Origin of the sequence: Paenibacillus harenae DSM 16969, assembly GCF_000422465.1 — a bacterium.
In the GTDB taxonomy this organism is placed as follows: Bacteria; Bacillota; Bacilli; order Paenibacillales; family Paenibacillaceae; genus Pristimantibacillus; species Pristimantibacillus harenae.
Map to the genome: position 1 here is coordinate 743,564 of NZ_KE383842.1, position 16,400 is coordinate 759,963.

Below are 16,400 nucleotides of genomic sequence, written 5' to 3' on the forward strand. Positions count from 1 at the left end.
GTAGCGATGTTTACCGGACTAATTGAGGAAGTAGGACAGATGAAAGGGATCACGAAGCAGGGAGAAGCGATGCTGCTTGTCATTGGTGCAGCGCGCGTAATGGATGGCGTCAAGCTTGGCGATAGTATCTCGGTAAACGGAGTCTGCCTGACTGTGACGGCATTCGACCGTGCCACTTTCTCGGCAGACGTCATGCCTGAGACGTATCGGAAATCCAGCCTTCATCAGCTTCGCCTAGGAGAAAAGGTCAACTTGGAGCGGGCCATGCAGGCGGGAGCGCGTTTTGGCGGACATATTGTGCAGGGGCATATCGACGGAACCGGGCAAATCGTTTCCCGCGAAAACGATGCTAACGCAGTAGTATTCACCGTACGGCTCAATGATACCGGCATGCTGCGCTATGTTATTCCGAAAGGCTCCATCACCATTGACGGCATTAGCCTTACGGTGGCCGACACAACGGCAAGCTCGTTCACCGTCTCGATTATCCCGCACACGTTAAGCGAAACCGCTCTGCAGCATAAGCATGCAGGCGATACGGTTAATATCGAATGCGACGTCATCGGCAAATACGTTGACCATCTGCTTCATTTCAGACAACCGGAATCGGCTCAGCCGAAATCCAAGCTCACGACATCATTCCTGATGGAAAACGGATTTTTATAAAAAGGTTTGTTAAGGCTTGCATGTTTTTTTATTTACAATTATTAAACACTTAAACGCAACACCCGTCTCAGTGGCAAAACCGTCATATTTGTTTTTCAGGTAACCCGGGTGCTCTAAAAGTAAGCGTGTCCCGCAGGGACGAAAGCGATCATTGAACAAAGTAACTTACATCCGTTTCAGTAACTCCAGCGTTAGTCCAATTGCGGTGTCCAGAGGGTGCAACCCTTGGGGCCCTCCCTTGGAAGGGAGGGTTTGGGCGGGTTCGAAAAGCCTTTAAAGGTTTGTTAGAAGCCTTTGAAGGTTTGGTAGAAGCCCTATAAGGGTTTGGGTGCAGTCTCACAAAGGAGGGTTATATCATGGATCAAACCGATCATATTCTTTTTGACAAAATCGAAGAGGCGTTAAACGATCTGAAGCAGGGCAAGCCGATCATCGTCGTCGATGACGAAGACCGGGAGAATGAGGGAGACCTCATCGCGCTGGCCGATAAAACAACGCCCGAGATCATTAATTTCATGATTACGGAGGCGCGCGGGCTTGTATGCGTACCGATTACGCAGGAGCGCGCCGAGGAGCTCGATTTGCCGCCGATGGTGAAGCATAATACCGACTACCACGGAACGGCTTTTACGGTTTCCGTTGATTATATCGGAACGACTACGGGCATATCCGCGTTCGAGCGTTCGCAGACGGTGAAGGCGCTAATTGACCGGACAACGAAAGCGGCCGACTTCCGCAGGCCGGGACATATCTTTCCGCTAATCGCCAAACCAGGCGGCGTGCTTCGCCGGGCGGGCCATACAGAGGCTGCGATTGACTTAGCCGTGATGTGCGGTTCCGAACCGGCCGCCGTTATTTGCGAAATCATTAAGGAAGACGGCACGATGGCGAGATTGCCGGATTTGAATGTTTTCAAACAAAAGCATAACCTGAAGCTCATTACGATCCAAGAGCTGATTCACTACAGAAATCAGAAAGAAAAGCTTGTCGAACGGGCCGTAGACGTAAAGCTGCCTACCGACTTCGGTACCTTCCGGGCGATTGCCTACACGAATATGGTAGACAACAAAGAGCATGTCGCGTTGGTGAAGGGAGAACTGGATCCCGAGAGCGCGATCCTGGTCCGGGTTCATTCGGAGTGCTTGACCGGCGACGTGTTCCATTCGCATCGCTGCGATTGCGGTCCTCAGCTGGAAGCCGCTTTAAGGCAAATCGACGAAGCGGGAAGCGGAGTGCTTCTCTATATGCGTCAAGAAGGAAGAGGCATCGGCCTGATCAACAAATTAAAAGCCTATGAGCTGCAGGAGCAGGGGCTTGATACGGTCGACGCAAATTTAAAGCTTGGCTTTCCGGCCGATTTGCGAGATTATGGTATAGGAGCTCAAATATTGAAGGATCTTGGCATTCGCAAAATGCGTCTGCTTACAAATAATCCCCGCAAGATCAAAGGTCTTGAGGGATACGGGCTCGAGGTTGTCGAACGCGTACCCATCCAAATGGTTGCGAATGAGGACAACAAAGGCTATTTGCGTACGAAGAAGTCTAAGCTGGGACATTTGCTGCGTTTTGAAGAGCAGGACTACCGAATCTAACAACTTGAGAGGATGATTTTAGAATGGCACGTATTTATGAGGGACAATTAGTATCGGAAGGTTTAAAATATGGAATAGTCGTAGGCCGTTTCAACGAATTTATTTCAAGCAAGCTGCTTGGCGGCGCTCTTGATGCCTTCAAGCGTCATGGAGCGAAGGAGGAAGAGGTGGATGTCGCCTGGGTGCCCGGAGCATTCGAAATTCCGCTTATCGCGCAGAAAATGGCGGAAAGCGGCAAATATGATGCGGTCATCACGCTTGGAGCAGTCATCCGCGGATCAACTCCTCACTTTGATTATGTATGCAACGAAGCCGCTAAAGGGGTTGCATCGATTGCGCTCAAAACCGGCGTGCCGACGATATTCGGCGTCTTGACCGTTGATTCGATTGAACAGGCAATTGAACGCGCAGGCACGAAAGCGGGCAATAAAGGTTATGAAGCTGCTGCGAGCGCGATTGAAATGGCTAACTTGACTCAACAATTTAAGGACTAAGCAGCTAGGGAGAAGGCAGGCGGGAGGAAACGGGTGTGTCGGTGCTTTATAAGCTGGATTCCTTCGAGGGACCGCTTGATCTATTGCTTCACCTGATTGATAAGGCTGAAATCGATATCCACGAGGTGTCTATCAGCGAGATTACCATTCAGTATATGGAATACCTCGACGCGATGAAGGAGCTGGAGCTTGAGGTTACGAGCGAGTTTCTGGTCATGGCGGCCACCCTCTTAGCGATCAAGAGCAAGCAGCTGCTGCCGAAGCCGCCCGTGTTCGAGGATGAGTATGAGGATTGGCCGGATGACGGGTTAGACCCTCGCGATAAGCTCATTCAGAAGCTCGTTGAATACCGCAAGTTCAAACAGATAGCCGAACAGCTGCGCGAGAAGGAATTCGAACGCAGTCTCGTCTACTCGAGGGAGCCGGAGGACATGACCCCTTTCATGAAGGAAGAGAAGATGAATCCCGTAGAAGGGCTTCATGTCTCCGATTTGATTGCGGCCTTCCAGAAAGCGCTCCGCCGCGCGTCGAGACGCAATGTGGTCGCCACCGTGCAGCGCGATGAAATATCGGTAAAGGACCGGATCAGCGATATTATGGAGGTACTGAAACAGTTCGAAACGGTCCGGTTCTCCAAGCTCGTCCGCGAGAACATGGACAGGCACGAGGTGGTCGTTACGTTTCTGGCCATACTGGAGCTTATGAAGATGAAGCATATCCGCTGCTACCAGCATCAGCTTTTTGACGATATCGTCATTCATTGGAGAGGAGAATCTTCGGAAAGTGGATTATCCGAAATTGAAGACCATTATTGAAGGCTTGCTCTTTATGGCAGGCGACGAGGGTTTAACGAAGCGGCAGCTGGCTGACATTTTGGAACTCGATGCCGACCTTGCATCCGATCTTGTTTATGACTTGCAGCGCGATCTGGAGCGCGAGGGACGAGGGGTGCAAATTGCCGAAGTGGCGGCTTCCTACCGCCTTACGACGCATCCCGAGCACGCTCCGTACTTCGAGAGGATGGCGTATTCGCCGACTCGCTCGCAGCTGTCGCAGGCGGCGCTCGAAACGTTGTCGATCGTTGCCTACCGCCAGCCGATTACAAGAATCGCCATCGAGGAAATTCGCGGCGTGAAGAGCGACCGCGCGATACAATCGCTCGTATCGAAGGACTTGATTGAAGAGGTTGGAAGGGCGGAAGCGATCGGCCGTCCTATTTTATACGGAACGACGAAATCATTTTTAGATTATTTCGGTTTACCGTCAATCAAGGAACTCCCGGAACCGGGCAATGTGGATATCGATGACGAGCTGGAGGAACAAACGCAGCTGCTGTTCGAACGATTAGACGGCAGGCAAATGACAATTGAAGAAATAAAAGAATGAGATTTGACCGCCGGGTCATACTATATTCAACCCATATTCGGGAAACGGAGGAAGCATCATGATACTCGGTTACCCTTACGGTTGGATAGCGGCGGCCGGTCTCTTTTTTTTGCTCATTTTTACGATTATACTCATGTCTCCGGTTGTCATTAACGGGCATCTCCGGCGGATGGGCAGCAATGATGATGCAGAATTAAGGATCAAGGCATTGTACGGTATCATCCGCTTCCGTTATAAGGTGCCATTAATCGAATTTACAGGGACGACTTTACAGATGAAGAAGCAGGTCGAAACGGAGAATGCCGGCATCAATACGTGGAAGCAGTTCGCGGATGAAATTGATACGGACAGGGTTGTCGGCTCGATTGACAAGATGAAGAAAATTTTGCAGCTGACAAAAGATCTAAAAGGCTGGGTACGGCAAACGATGACGAGGGTTAGCCTCGTGGAGTGGAAATGGACGACTTCCGTGGGCACAGGAGATGCGATGTGGACGGCTATGGCTACGGGCTTCGTGTGGTCGGTAAAAACGTCAATTTTGGGCATACTGTCACAGATCGTGATACTGAAGGCGGAGCCGGAGATGCAGGTACAGCCGAATTATAAGAACTCAGCATTTACTACGGAGTGGTCATGCATAGCCCAAATCCGCTTCGGTTATGCTATTCTTGCCGGACTTCAGCTATTAGTTCGCATGAAGAAAGCGAAAGGAGGCGTCAAAGCATGGCAGAACATCCTATTCAAGGCTTAATGCAAACTGCAATGGAAAATATTAAAGAAATGGTTGATGTCAATACAATTGTCGGCGATCCCGTTCAAACGCCTGACGGCAGCATTATTATGCCGATATCGAAGGTCGGTTTCGGATTTGTAGCCGGGGGCAGCGACATACGGAAAGATGATGCTAATCATAACAATGTGTCGCAGTCTGACGCGCATCATGCTTCCGTATCTTTACCGTTCGGCGGCGGCAGCGGCGGCGGCGTATCGATTACGCCAATCGCATTTCTCGTCGTGGGCACTCATGGCGTGAAAATTGTTCCGCTTGATAGTCAAACGCATCTGCTTGAGCGCGTTATCGATTCAGCGCCCCATGTATTCGAGAAATTACAGTCCATGATGAAGAAGTCGTCATCGACAGTAGCTTACACGGACCCGTTGCAAACGGTCATAACAGACAGCGTCGATGCAACCGATAACCTCTTATGACATAACTGCCCGAGAGGGCAGTTTTTCATTTTTGCGGGCTGTTTTTTCGTCTAGAGCAACGTGTACAGGCATATACTGAATTACGAAAGCAATGCTTCCTATTTCAAATGCTGCGAGAGGGGCAAGTTTAACGATGTTTTTGAAGAAGCTTACGGCATTGGGGCTGATGATCGCCCTGGTGCTTGGGACAGGCACGATTCCGTATGCAGGCGCTGCTCCGGGTCCGCTGGGTACAAACGCGAAAGCGTCGGCGCTGATTGATGTAAGGTCAGGCAGAATATTGTACAGCAGCAACGGAGATACCTCCATGGGAATCGCAAGCTTAACGAAAATCATGACGGCCATCGTCGCGATCGAGCACGGCAAACTTAGCGATATGGTGAAAACAAGCAAACGCGCCGTCGGGAAAGAAGGATCTTCCATTTATCTTCAGCTCGGTGAAGAAATGAGCTTGTTAAATATGCTTTACGGCCTTATGCTCCGGTCTGGCAATGACGCGGCGACAGCCATCGCGGAACATGTAGGCGGGTCGGAGGAAGGCTTTGTGCATCTTATGAATGAAAAGGCCGTTTTTCTGGGATTGGAGCATACACAGTTCAAAAATCCGCATGGACTTGATCAGGAGGGTCATTATTCCTCGGCGAACGATTTGGCTAAATTGACGGCCTATGCGTTAAAAAATGACGTGTTTGCCGAGATTGTAAAGACGCGCGTCAAAAAAGTTCCGAATCCGCATGAAAAGTGGGACTACAGCTACACGAACAAAAATAAGATGCTGGCCATGTACGAAGGCGCCGACGGCGTGAAAACCGGTTACACTAAAAAAACGCTGCGCTGCCTGGTCAGCTCAGCGACAAGAAATGGCCAGCAGCTCGCCGCGGTAACGATAAACGACCGGGATGACTGGGCGGATCACAGCAAAATGCTTGATTGGGGCTTCGAGCACTATCCGTTAAAACAGATCGCTAATAAGGGCCAGGCCATCGCGGGTTACCCATTCGTGGTCGGGCAGACGTTTCATTATCCGATCGAGAAGGATGAATCCGACGCCGTGCAATCCAAGTTAGTTCTTTTTGATACGGCTACGATCCGTTATGCGTTAGGCGAACGCGGTTCTTTGGAGTGGTATATGAATGGCCGTAAAATCGGTGCTGTGCCCGTATATGATGCCGGAAGCAGCAGGCTGAATCTGCCGGATGCTTCGCCAAGAGCGATTCAGTCCTTGGCGGATTTTGAGAAGGCTGCAAGAAATGACGGACGAGCTGTGTTAATGGATTCGATCAAAAAGGTTTTGGACGTTTTATTTGCGCACTGAGGGGAAGATGACGGGGGAGACGTTATCTTTGCCGGAATGGGGAGGCTGCCGAAATGGTGAATTGGATATGGTTGTTTTTTATCGTTGCGAGTGTCGTGGTTGCCGTGGTTAACGGTAAAATGGATGCGGTGACGCAGGCTGCCTTCGAAGGGGCAAAATCCGGCGTCACCGTCAGCTTCGGGCTGATCAGCATTATGGTGTTCTGGCTTGGCATGATGCGAATAGCCGAGGATGCGGGGCTGCTGCAGAAGCTGGCGCGTCTGCTGGGACCGGCCGTTCGGATGCTGTTTCCCGACGTGCCGCGGAACCACCCCGCGATCGGCTATATTATGAGCAATCTAAGCGCTAATTTGTTCGGCCTGGGGAATGCGGCTACGCCGATGGGGATCAAAGCCATGCAGGAGCTCCAGAAGCTGAATCCGGACTCTGCGACAGCGACGCCGGCGATGTGCACCTTGCTGGCTCTGAATACGTCAAGCATTACGATTATACCGACTACGCTCATCGCGATCCGGATGAATTACGGATCGGCGAATCCCGCAGAGATTATCGGAACGACGCTTGCAGCCACCTTCGTCGCTACCTCGGCAGCCATCCTGGCCGACAAGTGGTACAGACGAAAGTCGCCGCCTACGCTTATACGAACAAACGGGTCGCAATCTACCGATATAAAAGCTCACTCTGCGGATGTTGGAGGAGGTGAGCGGGTTGTATAATTTTTTAACAAGTTTGTCCGCGTGGATGATTCCCGCTATCATCGTATTTATTCCGCTGTATGCAGCGCTGCGGCGCAAAGTGCCCGTCTATGAAACCTTTGTAGAAGGGGCAAAAGACGGCTTCGGAACGGCGATCAACATTATTCCTCATCTCGTTGGCATGATGGTGGCCATCAGCATGTTCCGCGCTTCCGGCGCGCTGGAGCTCATGCTTTCAGCCGTCCGCCCTTTCTTCGATTGGGCGGGAATCCCGAGCGAGGTGCTGCCGCTAGGCATTTTGCGGCCGCTGACCGGTGCCGGCTCGCTAGCTTTTACAACCGATCTCATCCAAACCTTCGGTCCCGATTCAATGATCGGACGCATCGCTTCAACGATTCAAGGCAGCACCGATACGACGCTGTACGTGCTGACGGTCTATTTCGGAGCGATTGGCATTCGCCGTACCCGTTATGCGCTTAAGGTCGGGTTATTTTCAGACATCGTCGGGTTTTTCGCGGCTATTTTCATTTGCTTATACATATTCGGGTAACGGCGCTTGTGCTTTGTTCCTCATATCGTTATGATGGAGAATGAGGTGAAAGACATTGGAAGAACGTCTACAGAAAATATTAGCGGCGGCAGGCATTGCATCGCGCCGCAAGTGCGAAGAAATGATACTGGCCGGCATGGTGGAGGTTAACGGCCAGAAGGTCGCGACATTAGGCGTGAAAGCCGATCCGTCGGTAGACGCCATCACTGTGAACGGCAAGCCGATTAAGAGCGAGAAGAAGCTTTACCTGATGCTTAACAAATCCAAGGGAGTCATCACGAGCGCCAAGGATCCGCAGGGCCGCAAGGTTGTGTCCGACTTTTTGCCGGGCATTAAGGAACGCGTTTATCCGGTCGGAAGATTGGATTATGATACGGAAGGCTTGCTTATTCTGACAAACGACGGCGAATTTGCAAATTTGCTGACACACCCGAGCCATCACGTGCCGAAAACCTACCGGGCAACCGTCAAAGGAGTTCCGCACGGTACCGCCTTGGAGCAACTGCAGAAGGGGATTAAGCTGGAGGACGGCATGACCGCTCCCGCAGAGGTCGAATATCACGACGTCGATACGGAAGCCAACGAGGCGACCATTACGATTACGATCTATGAGGGGCGCAACCGCCAGGTCCGCCGTATGTTTGAAGCGATCGGACATAAAGTGATCAGGCTCAAGCGGATTCGCTTCGGCGAACTCGGGCTGGAATCGCTTGGCAGAGGCAAGTATCGGCATTTGACTCCGAATGAAGTGAAGGAGCTTCTGTCAATAGCGCGCAAGACACATAAAGTTCATAAAAAGTAATCGACGGCGGCAGTAATTGCCGTCGAATTTTCGTTATAATGGAAATATTCGTGGCTGTTGAGACAGTAGCTGGTGGTGATATTTAATATGGGAAAGTCGCGTAAAACGGTGCAAATCGTTATTCTGGTCGCGGTATTGATTATTGGCGGCTACGCGATCGGTTCTGCTTTGTTTTCGGGGAAGGACGAAGGGCCGTTGAAGGCGGGCAGCGAGCCGCCGCAGTTTGAGCTTGCCGATCTGGATGGCCATGTGCATCGGTTGTCAGATTATAAAGGCAAAGCTGTCGTCGTCAACTTCTGGGGTACCTTCTGTCCGCCATGCGTGAAAGAGATGCCTGAGTTCGAACGGCAGTATGAGAAATGGAAGGATCAAGGCCTTGTGATCCTGGCAATTAATTTAAGCGAGGATACGCTGACGGTGAACAACTTTGTGCGCCGCTTTGATCTTCATTATCCGATATTGCGCGATGTGAATCGCAAAACCGAACGCAGCTACGGGCTGAAATCATATCCTACTACTTTTTTCATTAACCGGGACGGCTCGATTTTGGAAATAAAGGTAGGCGGTATGACGGAAGCGGATATTGACGAACGGATAGAAAGGCTGCTTCAGCGGTAGGAGGTAGACGGTGTTAGGGGTAGAGAACACAAAATGCGAATGCGGACATCAAAATTCGGTCGGCACCGTATTGTGCGAGAGCTGCGGCAAGCCGCTCGAAACGGACGATTTATCGGATTTGCCATTGGAAATGCGGTATGACGGCGTTGCCCGGCGATCGCAGAAGAGCAATCCGAACTTTATCGACCGGATATGGAACTTTTTCTCGTCCGTCAAAATTGCGATCCATATGATTGTAATTACTTTTTTGACGGCCATGCTCGGCACGATTTATCCGCAGGAGAATACGTTTATCAATAATTTTGATCCATCGGTTTATTATGAAGAAACCTACGGTCTACCGGGCAAGCTGTATTATTTGTTCGGATTGACGCACACGTATGAATCCTGGTGGTTCATCGGCTTGCTCGTCATGATCGGCACATCGCTCGTTATCTGCAGCTTGGACCGGGTGCTGCCATTGTACCGCGCGCTCAGCAAGCAGCAGATCCGCAAGCATCCGCAATTCATCCAACGCCAGAAGACGGTCTTCCGGCATCAGCTGGAAGACGATGAGGAGCAATGGTCGGATCAGTTCGGGGCGCAGCTGAAGCGGAAAGGATACCGCATTCATAGAGACGGAACAGCGCTGCTTGCCGAGAAAAACCGGTTTAGCCGGTGGGGACCGTATATTAATCATATCGGCCTTATTCTCTTTCTTCTTGCCATACTGGCCCGCAGCATTCCGGGCTGGCAGATGGACAGCTACGTTACCGTGCCTGACGGGGACACCGTCCAAATCGCGGACACGAATTATTACGTGAAAAACGAGAAATTCACGGTGGAGTATTACAAGGACGAAGAGCTGCCGGATAAGCTGAAGGGGACCGCCCGGGCTAAGCTTTTTGAAACAAAAGCCGTGCTGTACGAATGTGTAAGCAAATGCGACGATCAGCTGCAGGAGCCGGTGCTTGAAGAGGTGAAGCGGCATAATATCGTTGTCAACGAGCCCTTGAAATACAAAGGATTGAAGCTGTATCAATTTGACTTCGATACAACTCCCCGGTTGAATGCCGTCCGGCCCGTGCTGGTGGACAAGCGGACGGGGGAAACATACGGGCCGTTTGAGCTCCCGATGAAGGATTCGCCGCTGCAGCATAAGCTTGGACCGTTTACGCTTGATTTATATGCGAACTATATGGAATTCGCAATCGGCGACAACGGGGAGCCGGTTACCTTATCCCGCGATCCTGTAGCGCCGGCATTTATCTTTACGGTAAAGGGTCCGGGTCTTGATCCGGCAGGCGAACCTTATCTGTACTTCCCGATGCAGAAGGACAAGGTAAAGTTCTCGCAGGACACGATAAACGCAGCGGTTGCGGCTAAAATCGAGATCAGGGTAGACGGGATGGAAAATGTTGATTTCTCGGAAGCTTCGACGTATTTGAACGTTCGCATGGACAGAGCTTTGCCTTATGTGTGGGTTGGCGCCGCTTTCTCGATGATAGGCTTGCTAATGGGTTCGTATTGGCAGCATCGCCGGATCTGGCTCCGGATCGATAACGGAGAGCTTTCGCTAGGCGCGCATACGAACAAAAATTGGTACGGAATGCGCTCGGATGTCGCAACAGCCCTTCAGAAAACAGGGATTGCCGTAGATCCGAAGTCGCTTGATAACGGAGGGAACAACGCGTGAATTTAGTTGACTTTAGCAGCGACGCTTTTATCGTCGCATTCTTCCTGTATTGCTTTGCCTTTATGTTCTATGTGATAGCGATAGCGGGAAAAAAATGGAGCAATCGCGATCCCTTTCAGCATGAGAAGCGCTGGGGAAGAATCGCTTTCATTGCGTCAAGCCTCGGCTTAGCGTCTCATCTTACGTTTTTCTTCACCCGATGGGCGGGCAGCGGTCAAATTCCGACGAGCAATATGTATGAATTTATGACCTTCCTCGGCATGGCGATCATGATCGCCTTCACGATCGTCTATGCCATTTACCGCAAGGCGCTCCTCGGCATGTTCGCTTTGCCGCTGACGGTTATTATCGTCGCTTACGCTTCGGTATTTCCGCAGGAGGTGCAGCCGCTGATTCCGGCGCTGCAAAATGTTTGGCTTAAGGTGCATGTGACGACAGCCGCCCTCGGAGAAGCCTTCTTCGCCGTCGGTTTTGCGGCCGGACTGATGTACTTGCTGCGGGTCATCGATTTTAAAGGGAAAACGAAGGAAGCGCGCAGATCGCAATTCTGGGTCGAATTTTCCTTATATTCAATCGTTCTTATCGTAGGGTTTATCATTGCCGTATTCGCTTTCCGCGGCATGGGCTATGAAGCGCAGTTCGTGCAGGAGCAATCGAAAATCGATGCGAAGGGCATTGAATCGACAACTTCGGAAACCGTAAACTACACGCTCCCGCCGATCGTAAAGCCATATAACAGCGATATTGTTCAAATGGACAGCTTCCTCGGTATGGATGCACCGATATTTGAAGCGCCGTACTGGATGAACGGCGTGAATTCGGGAAGAAAGCTGAACACCGTCGTATGGTCGGTCATTGCCGGCTCTCTGCTGTACGGCTTGCTTAGACTGATCTTCCGCAAACCGCTTGGCGCCGTGATACACCCCTTGATGGACGGAGTTGATCCGGAGGATTTGGACGAGATCAGTTATCGCGCGATCGCCATCGGTTTCCCGATCTTTACGCTTGGCGCGCTAATCTTTGCGATGATCTGGGCCAATATCGCATGGGGCCGCTTCTGGGGCTGGGATCCGAAAGAGGTATGGGCGCTTATTACCTGGCTCTATTACAGCGCTTATCTGCATTTCCGCTTATCCCGCGGCTGGCAGGGATTAAAGTCGTCCTGGCTTGCCGTCATCGGTTTTGTGATCGTTCTGTTTACGCTAATCGGCGTTAACCTCGTCATTGCCGGTTTGCATTCTTATTCTGGCGTCTAGCCTTTAAGCTGAGAGGAGTCATGCATCATGTCTGATTATTCAAGCCGGATTTTGGTCGTTGACGATGAAGAAAGAATTCGCCGCCTGCTCAAAATGTATTTGGAAAAGGAAGGCTATACGATTGACGAGGCAGAGGACGGAGAAACCGCTCTGAGACTCGCGTCGGGTACGGACTATGCGCTTATATTGCTTGATGTGATGCTTCCCGGCATAGACGGGGTCGAGGTATGCTCGCGCTTGCGCCAGGTGAAAGCGACTCCCGTCATTATGCTCACAGCTAAAGGGGAAGAGATGAACCGCGTGCAAGGATTTGAAGTCGGAGCGGATGATTATGTCGTCAAGCCGTTCAGCCCGCGCGAAGTCATCTACCGCGTCAAAGCGATCTTGAGACGTTCTTCGGCAACGGCCTTCCTTACAAAGGAAATGAACTCAAGCAATAATATCGTATTCCCGCATCTCGTCATTGAACATGACGCGCATAGAGTAACCGCCGGCGGGCAAGAGGTCAGCCTTACGCCGAAGGAGTACGAGTTGCTTCATTATTTGGCCGTATCGCCCGATAAGGTTTTCTCGCGCGAGGAGCTGTTGAAAGACGTATGGAATTATGAATTCTTCGGCGACTTGCGGACGGTCGACACGCATGTTAAGCGTCTGCGCGAGAAGCTGAATAAAGTATCTCCGGATGCGGCAGCGATGATTACGACGGTATGGGGCGTCGGTTATAAGCTTGAGGTGCCCAAATAAATGAGTTTGTGGCAGCGGCTTTTCAACAGACTGCTGCGAAGCGTCGTCGGAAAGCTTTGGGCGACGATTATGCTTCTCGTGGCAGTCGTTTTACTTATCGTTGGCGGTTTCCTTCTGCAGTATGTGGATATGTTTTCGTTTCAGGACGCGCATATGGTCAAGGTGCTTTTTGTTCTGACAGCGGTCATCGGGTTTTCATTATCCACCTTTTTCGCTTTTTTCTTATCGAAAAAAATTCAGCAGCCTCTCCTGCAGCTGAAGGATGCGGCCGATAAAATTTCACAGGGCAATTACAGCGCGCGCGTTCAAATCCGTTCTTCGGACGAAATCGGAGAGCTCGCGAATACGTTCAATCACATGACAGAGCAGCTGGATAAGCTCATTCATGATTTGAATCACGAGAAAAACCATCTGGCAAGCATTCTGCGCAGCATGGGGGACTCCGTGATTACCTTTAATGCCGAAGGCAAGGTGATCTTGACCAATCCGAGCGGACATCTGCTCCTCAATCAATGGTCCGGCATTGAGCTGGCCTGGGAGGAGGTGCACAGCGAGGATGGGGAGGCAGGCACCGAAGTGCCGGTTCCTCTGCGCGAGCTGTTCCTGAGCGTCATGGAGGAAGGCAGGGATGCGACGGATAAGATACATGTCCTGAGCAGCGTCTGGTCGGTGGTGATGGCTCCTCTGCAGTCTGGCGGCATTATTCGCGGCGCGGTGGCAGTCATTCGGAATGTGACGGAGGAGCATAAGCTGGAGAAGCTTCGCAGAGATTTCGTGGCGAACATCTCGCATGAAATCAGAACGCCGCTGTCCATGCTGCAGGGCTACAGCGAAGCGCTCCTCGATGATATCGTCGCCTCGCCGGAGGAGCGCAGAGAGCTCGTTCAGGTCATTTATGACGAATCGCTGCGGATGGGCAGGCTGGTAAATGATTTCCTCGATATCGCCCGGATGGAAGCCGGTCATGTGGACATGCACTTTCAGAGGGTAGACCTGAGCCAGATCGTAAGAAGAGTGCATCGAAAATTCCAGGTGTATGCGAAGGAGAGGGAAGTCAGATTGATTTCCAGGCTGCCGGAAACGCCGCTGGATGTAAAGGCCGCGGATGAGGACCGGCTGGAACAGGTGCTGACGAATTTGCTCGATAATGCGCTTCGCCATACGCCGTCTGGCAAAACGGTCACATTAGCAGGCGAGCATGTGCATGTAAGCGGCCGCGAGTTCGTTCAACTGAGCGTAATCGATGAAGGGCAGGGGATCCCGGCAGAGGACGTTCCGTTTATATTCGAGAGGTTCTATAAGGCCGATAAAGCGCGTAAGCGCGGTACGAACGGCGGCACCGGTCTCGGCTTGGCCATTGTCAAAAACTTGATTGACCTCCATCAAGGACGAATCGTTGTCGAAAGCGCCGCAGGAACGGGCACGACGTTTACGCTATTACTGCCTGTCGAAGTCAATCACTAGTTGTCAGTGCGTTCCCGCGGGAGCGCTTTTTTTGTAGAATGGGGAAGAATATTCTTGTTGTACGTGAAACAAAACGAGCCACCCGGTTTGTCCGGCTGGCTCGTTCTGCGTAATTAACACCTATATGATTACAGGAGCGTAATTTCTTTCGCTGTGTTCAGTTCAGGCATGCCGGTCAGCTGCTCAAGCACTTCTTTCGGCGTAGCTTTATCGACACGAAGCACCATGATAGCCGATCCTCCGACAAGCTGGCGGCCTACCTGCATCGTTGCGATGTTGACATCGTTGTTACCCAGAAGGGTACCGACACGGCCGATAATACCCGGCTTATCATTATGCGAAATCAGAATGAGATTGCCCTCCGGCGTTACGTCTACCGGGAATTTGTCAATCTGGACAATACGCGGGCCATAGCCCGTCAGCAAAGTGCCGGCAACGATCCGCTCTTCCTTCTTCGTACGAAGCGATACCGTAACCAAGTTCGTGAAGTCCTTCGAAGCATGCGATTTTTGGATAACGATATTAACATCGCGCACTTTCGCAAGATGCATCGAGTTGACGACATTAACCTGTTCGGTGCCCAGATGATGGGCAAGAACGCCGCGTACGATATAGCGGGTAAGAGGCTGCGTATCCACTTCCGCAAGCTCGCCGGCATATCCGACGACAATTTCGGTAACTGCGCCTTCAGTAGCTTGGGCAATAAAGCTGCCGAGCTTCTCGCCAAGCGTGAAGTAAGGCTGCAAAATGTTTTGCAGGTTTGCCGGGATGGGCGGCATATTAACCGCGTTAATGAACGGTTCGTTACGCAGGATGCGGATGACCTGCTCGGATACGTCAATCGCCACGTTCTCCTGTGCTTCGACTGTCGACGCGCCCAGATGAGGCGTGACGATAATTTTAGGATGAGCGAGGAAAGGGTGATCTTCAGCTGGCGGTTCAACCTCGAATACGTCGAATGCCGCGCCGGCTACAACTCCATTGTCAATGGCGTCAACCAGAGCAATTTCATCGATGATACCGCCGCGCGCGCAGTTTATGATACGCATGCCAGGCTTCATCACTTCAAATTGCAGCTTGCCGATCATATGGCGCGTCTCCGGCGTAAGCGGCGTATGAACGGTCATGAAGTCGGCGTTACGAACGATGTCGTCCACGCTGGCAAGCTTCACGCCCAGCTTCTCCGCTCTTTCCTCGGTCATGAACGGGTCATAACCCATAATGTCCATGCCGAACGCTTTGGCGCGTTTGGCAACCTCGCTGCCGATTCGGCCCATACCGAGAACGCCTAGCGTTTTGTTGCGGAGCTCGACGCCGAGAAAGGACTTGCGGTCCCAAGTGCCGTTAACGGTCTTCATGTACGCTTGCGGAATATGACGGGCTACCGCCATCATCATGGCGAATGTGTGCTCACAGGTCGTAATCGTATTGCCGTCCGGAGCGTTAATAACAATAATACCGCGCTGCGTAGCGGCATCCAAATCGATATTGTCGACGCCTACGCCTGCGCGTCCGACAACCTTCAGCTGTTTGCCGGCTTCCATAATTTTCGCCGTTACGCGGGTTTGGCTGCGAACGAGCAATGCATCGTATTCGCCGATGATGGCAACAAGCTCATCCTCGCTTAGCCCTGGTTTTTTGTCGACTGCGATGTCTGACGCATCTACGAGCTGTTGGATGCCCATGTCGCTGATTGGATCGGAAACTAACACTTTAAACATGTGAAGTATGCCTCCTAGAATGGGACGAAGCTTAGACGCTCCGCTTAATATGTACAGAAAAACCCTCAACCCGGCACCGTTGTGCAGCAGCGGGACGAGAGTTTGATCTTCGATCGTAACGAAATGGGTTCATGTTTCTATGCCTAATCGACTTTTCTATTTTATAGCAAGGCGGTAGATAAATGCAATGCTCAAACTTGCCGAAATGTGAAA

At 51.5% G+C, this 16,400-nt stretch carries 17 protein-coding genes; 16 read left to right on the forward strand and 1 reads right to left on the reverse strand.

The annotated features are described in order from the left end of the window. The first annotated feature begins 6 nt into the window (after positions 1–6). The 16 genes from ribE to H581_RS0113710 all read left to right on the forward strand — a co-directional run bounded on the left by ribE (position 7) and on the right by H581_RS0113710 (position 14,466). On the forward strand, positions 7–666 hold the full coding sequence (ribE, locus tag H581_RS0113635; protein ID WP_028610482.1) for a riboflavin synthase: 660 nt from the start codon (positions 7–9) through the stop codon (positions 664–666). Between the two features lie 356 nt (positions 667–1,022). Further along, complete coding sequence (locus H581_RS0113640) at positions 1,023–2,258, forward strand: bifunctional 3,4-dihydroxy-2-butanone-4-phosphate synthase/GTP cyclohydrolase II (protein WP_028610483.1); 1,236 nt, start codon at positions 1,023–1,025, stop codon at positions 2,256–2,258. 23 nt (positions 2,259–2,281) lie between these two features. Continuing rightward, positions 2,282–2,752, forward strand: a complete 471-nt coding sequence (gene ribH / locus H581_RS0113645) for a 6,7-dimethyl-8-ribityllumazine synthase (RefSeq protein WP_028610484.1) — start codon at positions 2,282–2,284, stop codon at positions 2,750–2,752. A 35-nt stretch (positions 2,753–2,787) separates the two neighbouring features. Then, a complete protein-coding gene (locus H581_RS0113650) occupies positions 2,788–3,567 on the forward strand; it encodes a segregation and condensation protein A (RefSeq protein ID WP_028610485.1) in 780 nt (259 codons plus the stop codon). Next, entirely contained in the window at positions 3,536–4,138 is a 603-nt protein-coding gene (scpB, locus tag H581_RS0113655) for an SMC-Scp complex subunit ScpB (protein WP_028610486.1), read from the forward strand. Before H581_RS0113650 ends, scpB begins: the two co-directional genes overlap by 32 nt. 58 nt (positions 4,139–4,196) lie before the next feature. Then, positions 4,197–4,889, forward strand: coding sequence for a DUF2953 domain-containing protein (locus H581_RS0113660; RefSeq protein ID WP_028610487.1), 693 nt, complete (start codon positions 4,197–4,199; stop codon positions 4,887–4,889). Then, positions 4,862–5,347, forward strand: a complete 486-nt coding sequence (gene ytfJ / locus H581_RS0113665; RefSeq protein ID WP_028610488.1) for a GerW family sporulation protein — start codon at positions 4,862–4,864, stop codon at positions 5,345–5,347. The genes H581_RS0113660 and ytfJ overlap by 28 nt, the downstream gene beginning before the upstream one ends. A gap of 133 nt (positions 5,348–5,480) precedes the next feature. After that, a complete protein-coding gene (locus H581_RS33985) occupies positions 5,481–6,662 on the forward strand; it encodes a D-alanyl-D-alanine carboxypeptidase family protein (RefSeq protein ID WP_036718596.1) in 1,182 nt (393 codons plus the stop codon). Positions 6,663–6,715: 53 nt separating this feature from the next. Next, on the forward strand, positions 6,716–7,378 hold the full coding sequence (locus tag H581_RS33990) for a nucleoside recognition domain-containing protein (protein WP_051250779.1): 663 nt from the start codon (positions 6,716–6,718) through the stop codon (positions 7,376–7,378). Between the two features lie 25 nt (positions 7,379–7,403). Continuing rightward, positions 7,404–7,907: a spore maturation protein gene (locus H581_RS0113680; protein WP_425414617.1), complete on the forward strand. Its 504-nt coding sequence runs from the start codon at positions 7,404–7,406 to the stop codon at positions 7,905–7,907. Positions 7,908–7,962: 55 nt separating this feature from the next. Further along, on the forward strand, positions 7,963–8,709 hold the full coding sequence (locus H581_RS0113685) for a pseudouridine synthase (protein WP_028610490.1): 747 nt from the start codon (positions 7,963–7,965) through the stop codon (positions 8,707–8,709). An 87-nt stretch (positions 8,710–8,796) separates the two neighbouring features. Next, positions 8,797–9,327, forward strand: coding sequence for a thiol-disulfide oxidoreductase ResA (resA, locus tag H581_RS0113690; RefSeq protein WP_028610491.1), 531 nt, complete (start codon positions 8,797–8,799; stop codon positions 9,325–9,327). Between the two features lie 10 nt (positions 9,328–9,337). Further along, positions 9,338–11,002 carry a cytochrome c biogenesis protein ResB gene (gene resB, locus H581_RS0113695; protein ID WP_028610492.1) on the forward strand — a complete coding sequence of 555 codons (1,665 nt, stop codon included), beginning with the start codon at positions 9,338–9,340 and terminating at the stop codon, positions 11,000–11,002. Further along, the gene (gene ccsA / locus H581_RS0113700; protein WP_028610493.1) at positions 10,999–12,258 is read left to right on the forward strand and encodes a cytochrome c biogenesis protein CcsA; all 1,260 of its coding nucleotides are present in this window, start codon (positions 10,999–11,001) and stop codon (positions 12,256–12,258) included. Before resB ends, ccsA begins: the two co-directional genes overlap by 4 nt. Before the next feature lie 27 nt (positions 12,259–12,285). Then, positions 12,286–13,002, forward strand: a complete 717-nt coding sequence (locus H581_RS0113705) for a response regulator transcription factor (RefSeq protein ID WP_028610494.1) — start codon at positions 12,286–12,288, stop codon at positions 13,000–13,002. Then, positions 13,003–14,466: a HAMP domain-containing sensor histidine kinase gene (locus H581_RS0113710; protein ID WP_028610495.1), complete on the forward strand. Its 1,464-nt coding sequence runs from the start codon at positions 13,003–13,005 to the stop codon at positions 14,464–14,466. A gap of 128 nt (positions 14,467–14,594) precedes the next feature. Here H581_RS0113710 and serA read toward each other — a convergent pair whose 3' ends face one another. Then, complete coding sequence (gene serA, locus H581_RS0113715; protein ID WP_028610496.1) at positions 14,595–16,187, reverse strand: phosphoglycerate dehydrogenase; 1,593 nt, start codon at positions 16,185–16,187, stop codon at positions 14,595–14,597. Positions 16,188–16,400: the final 213 nt, after the last annotated feature.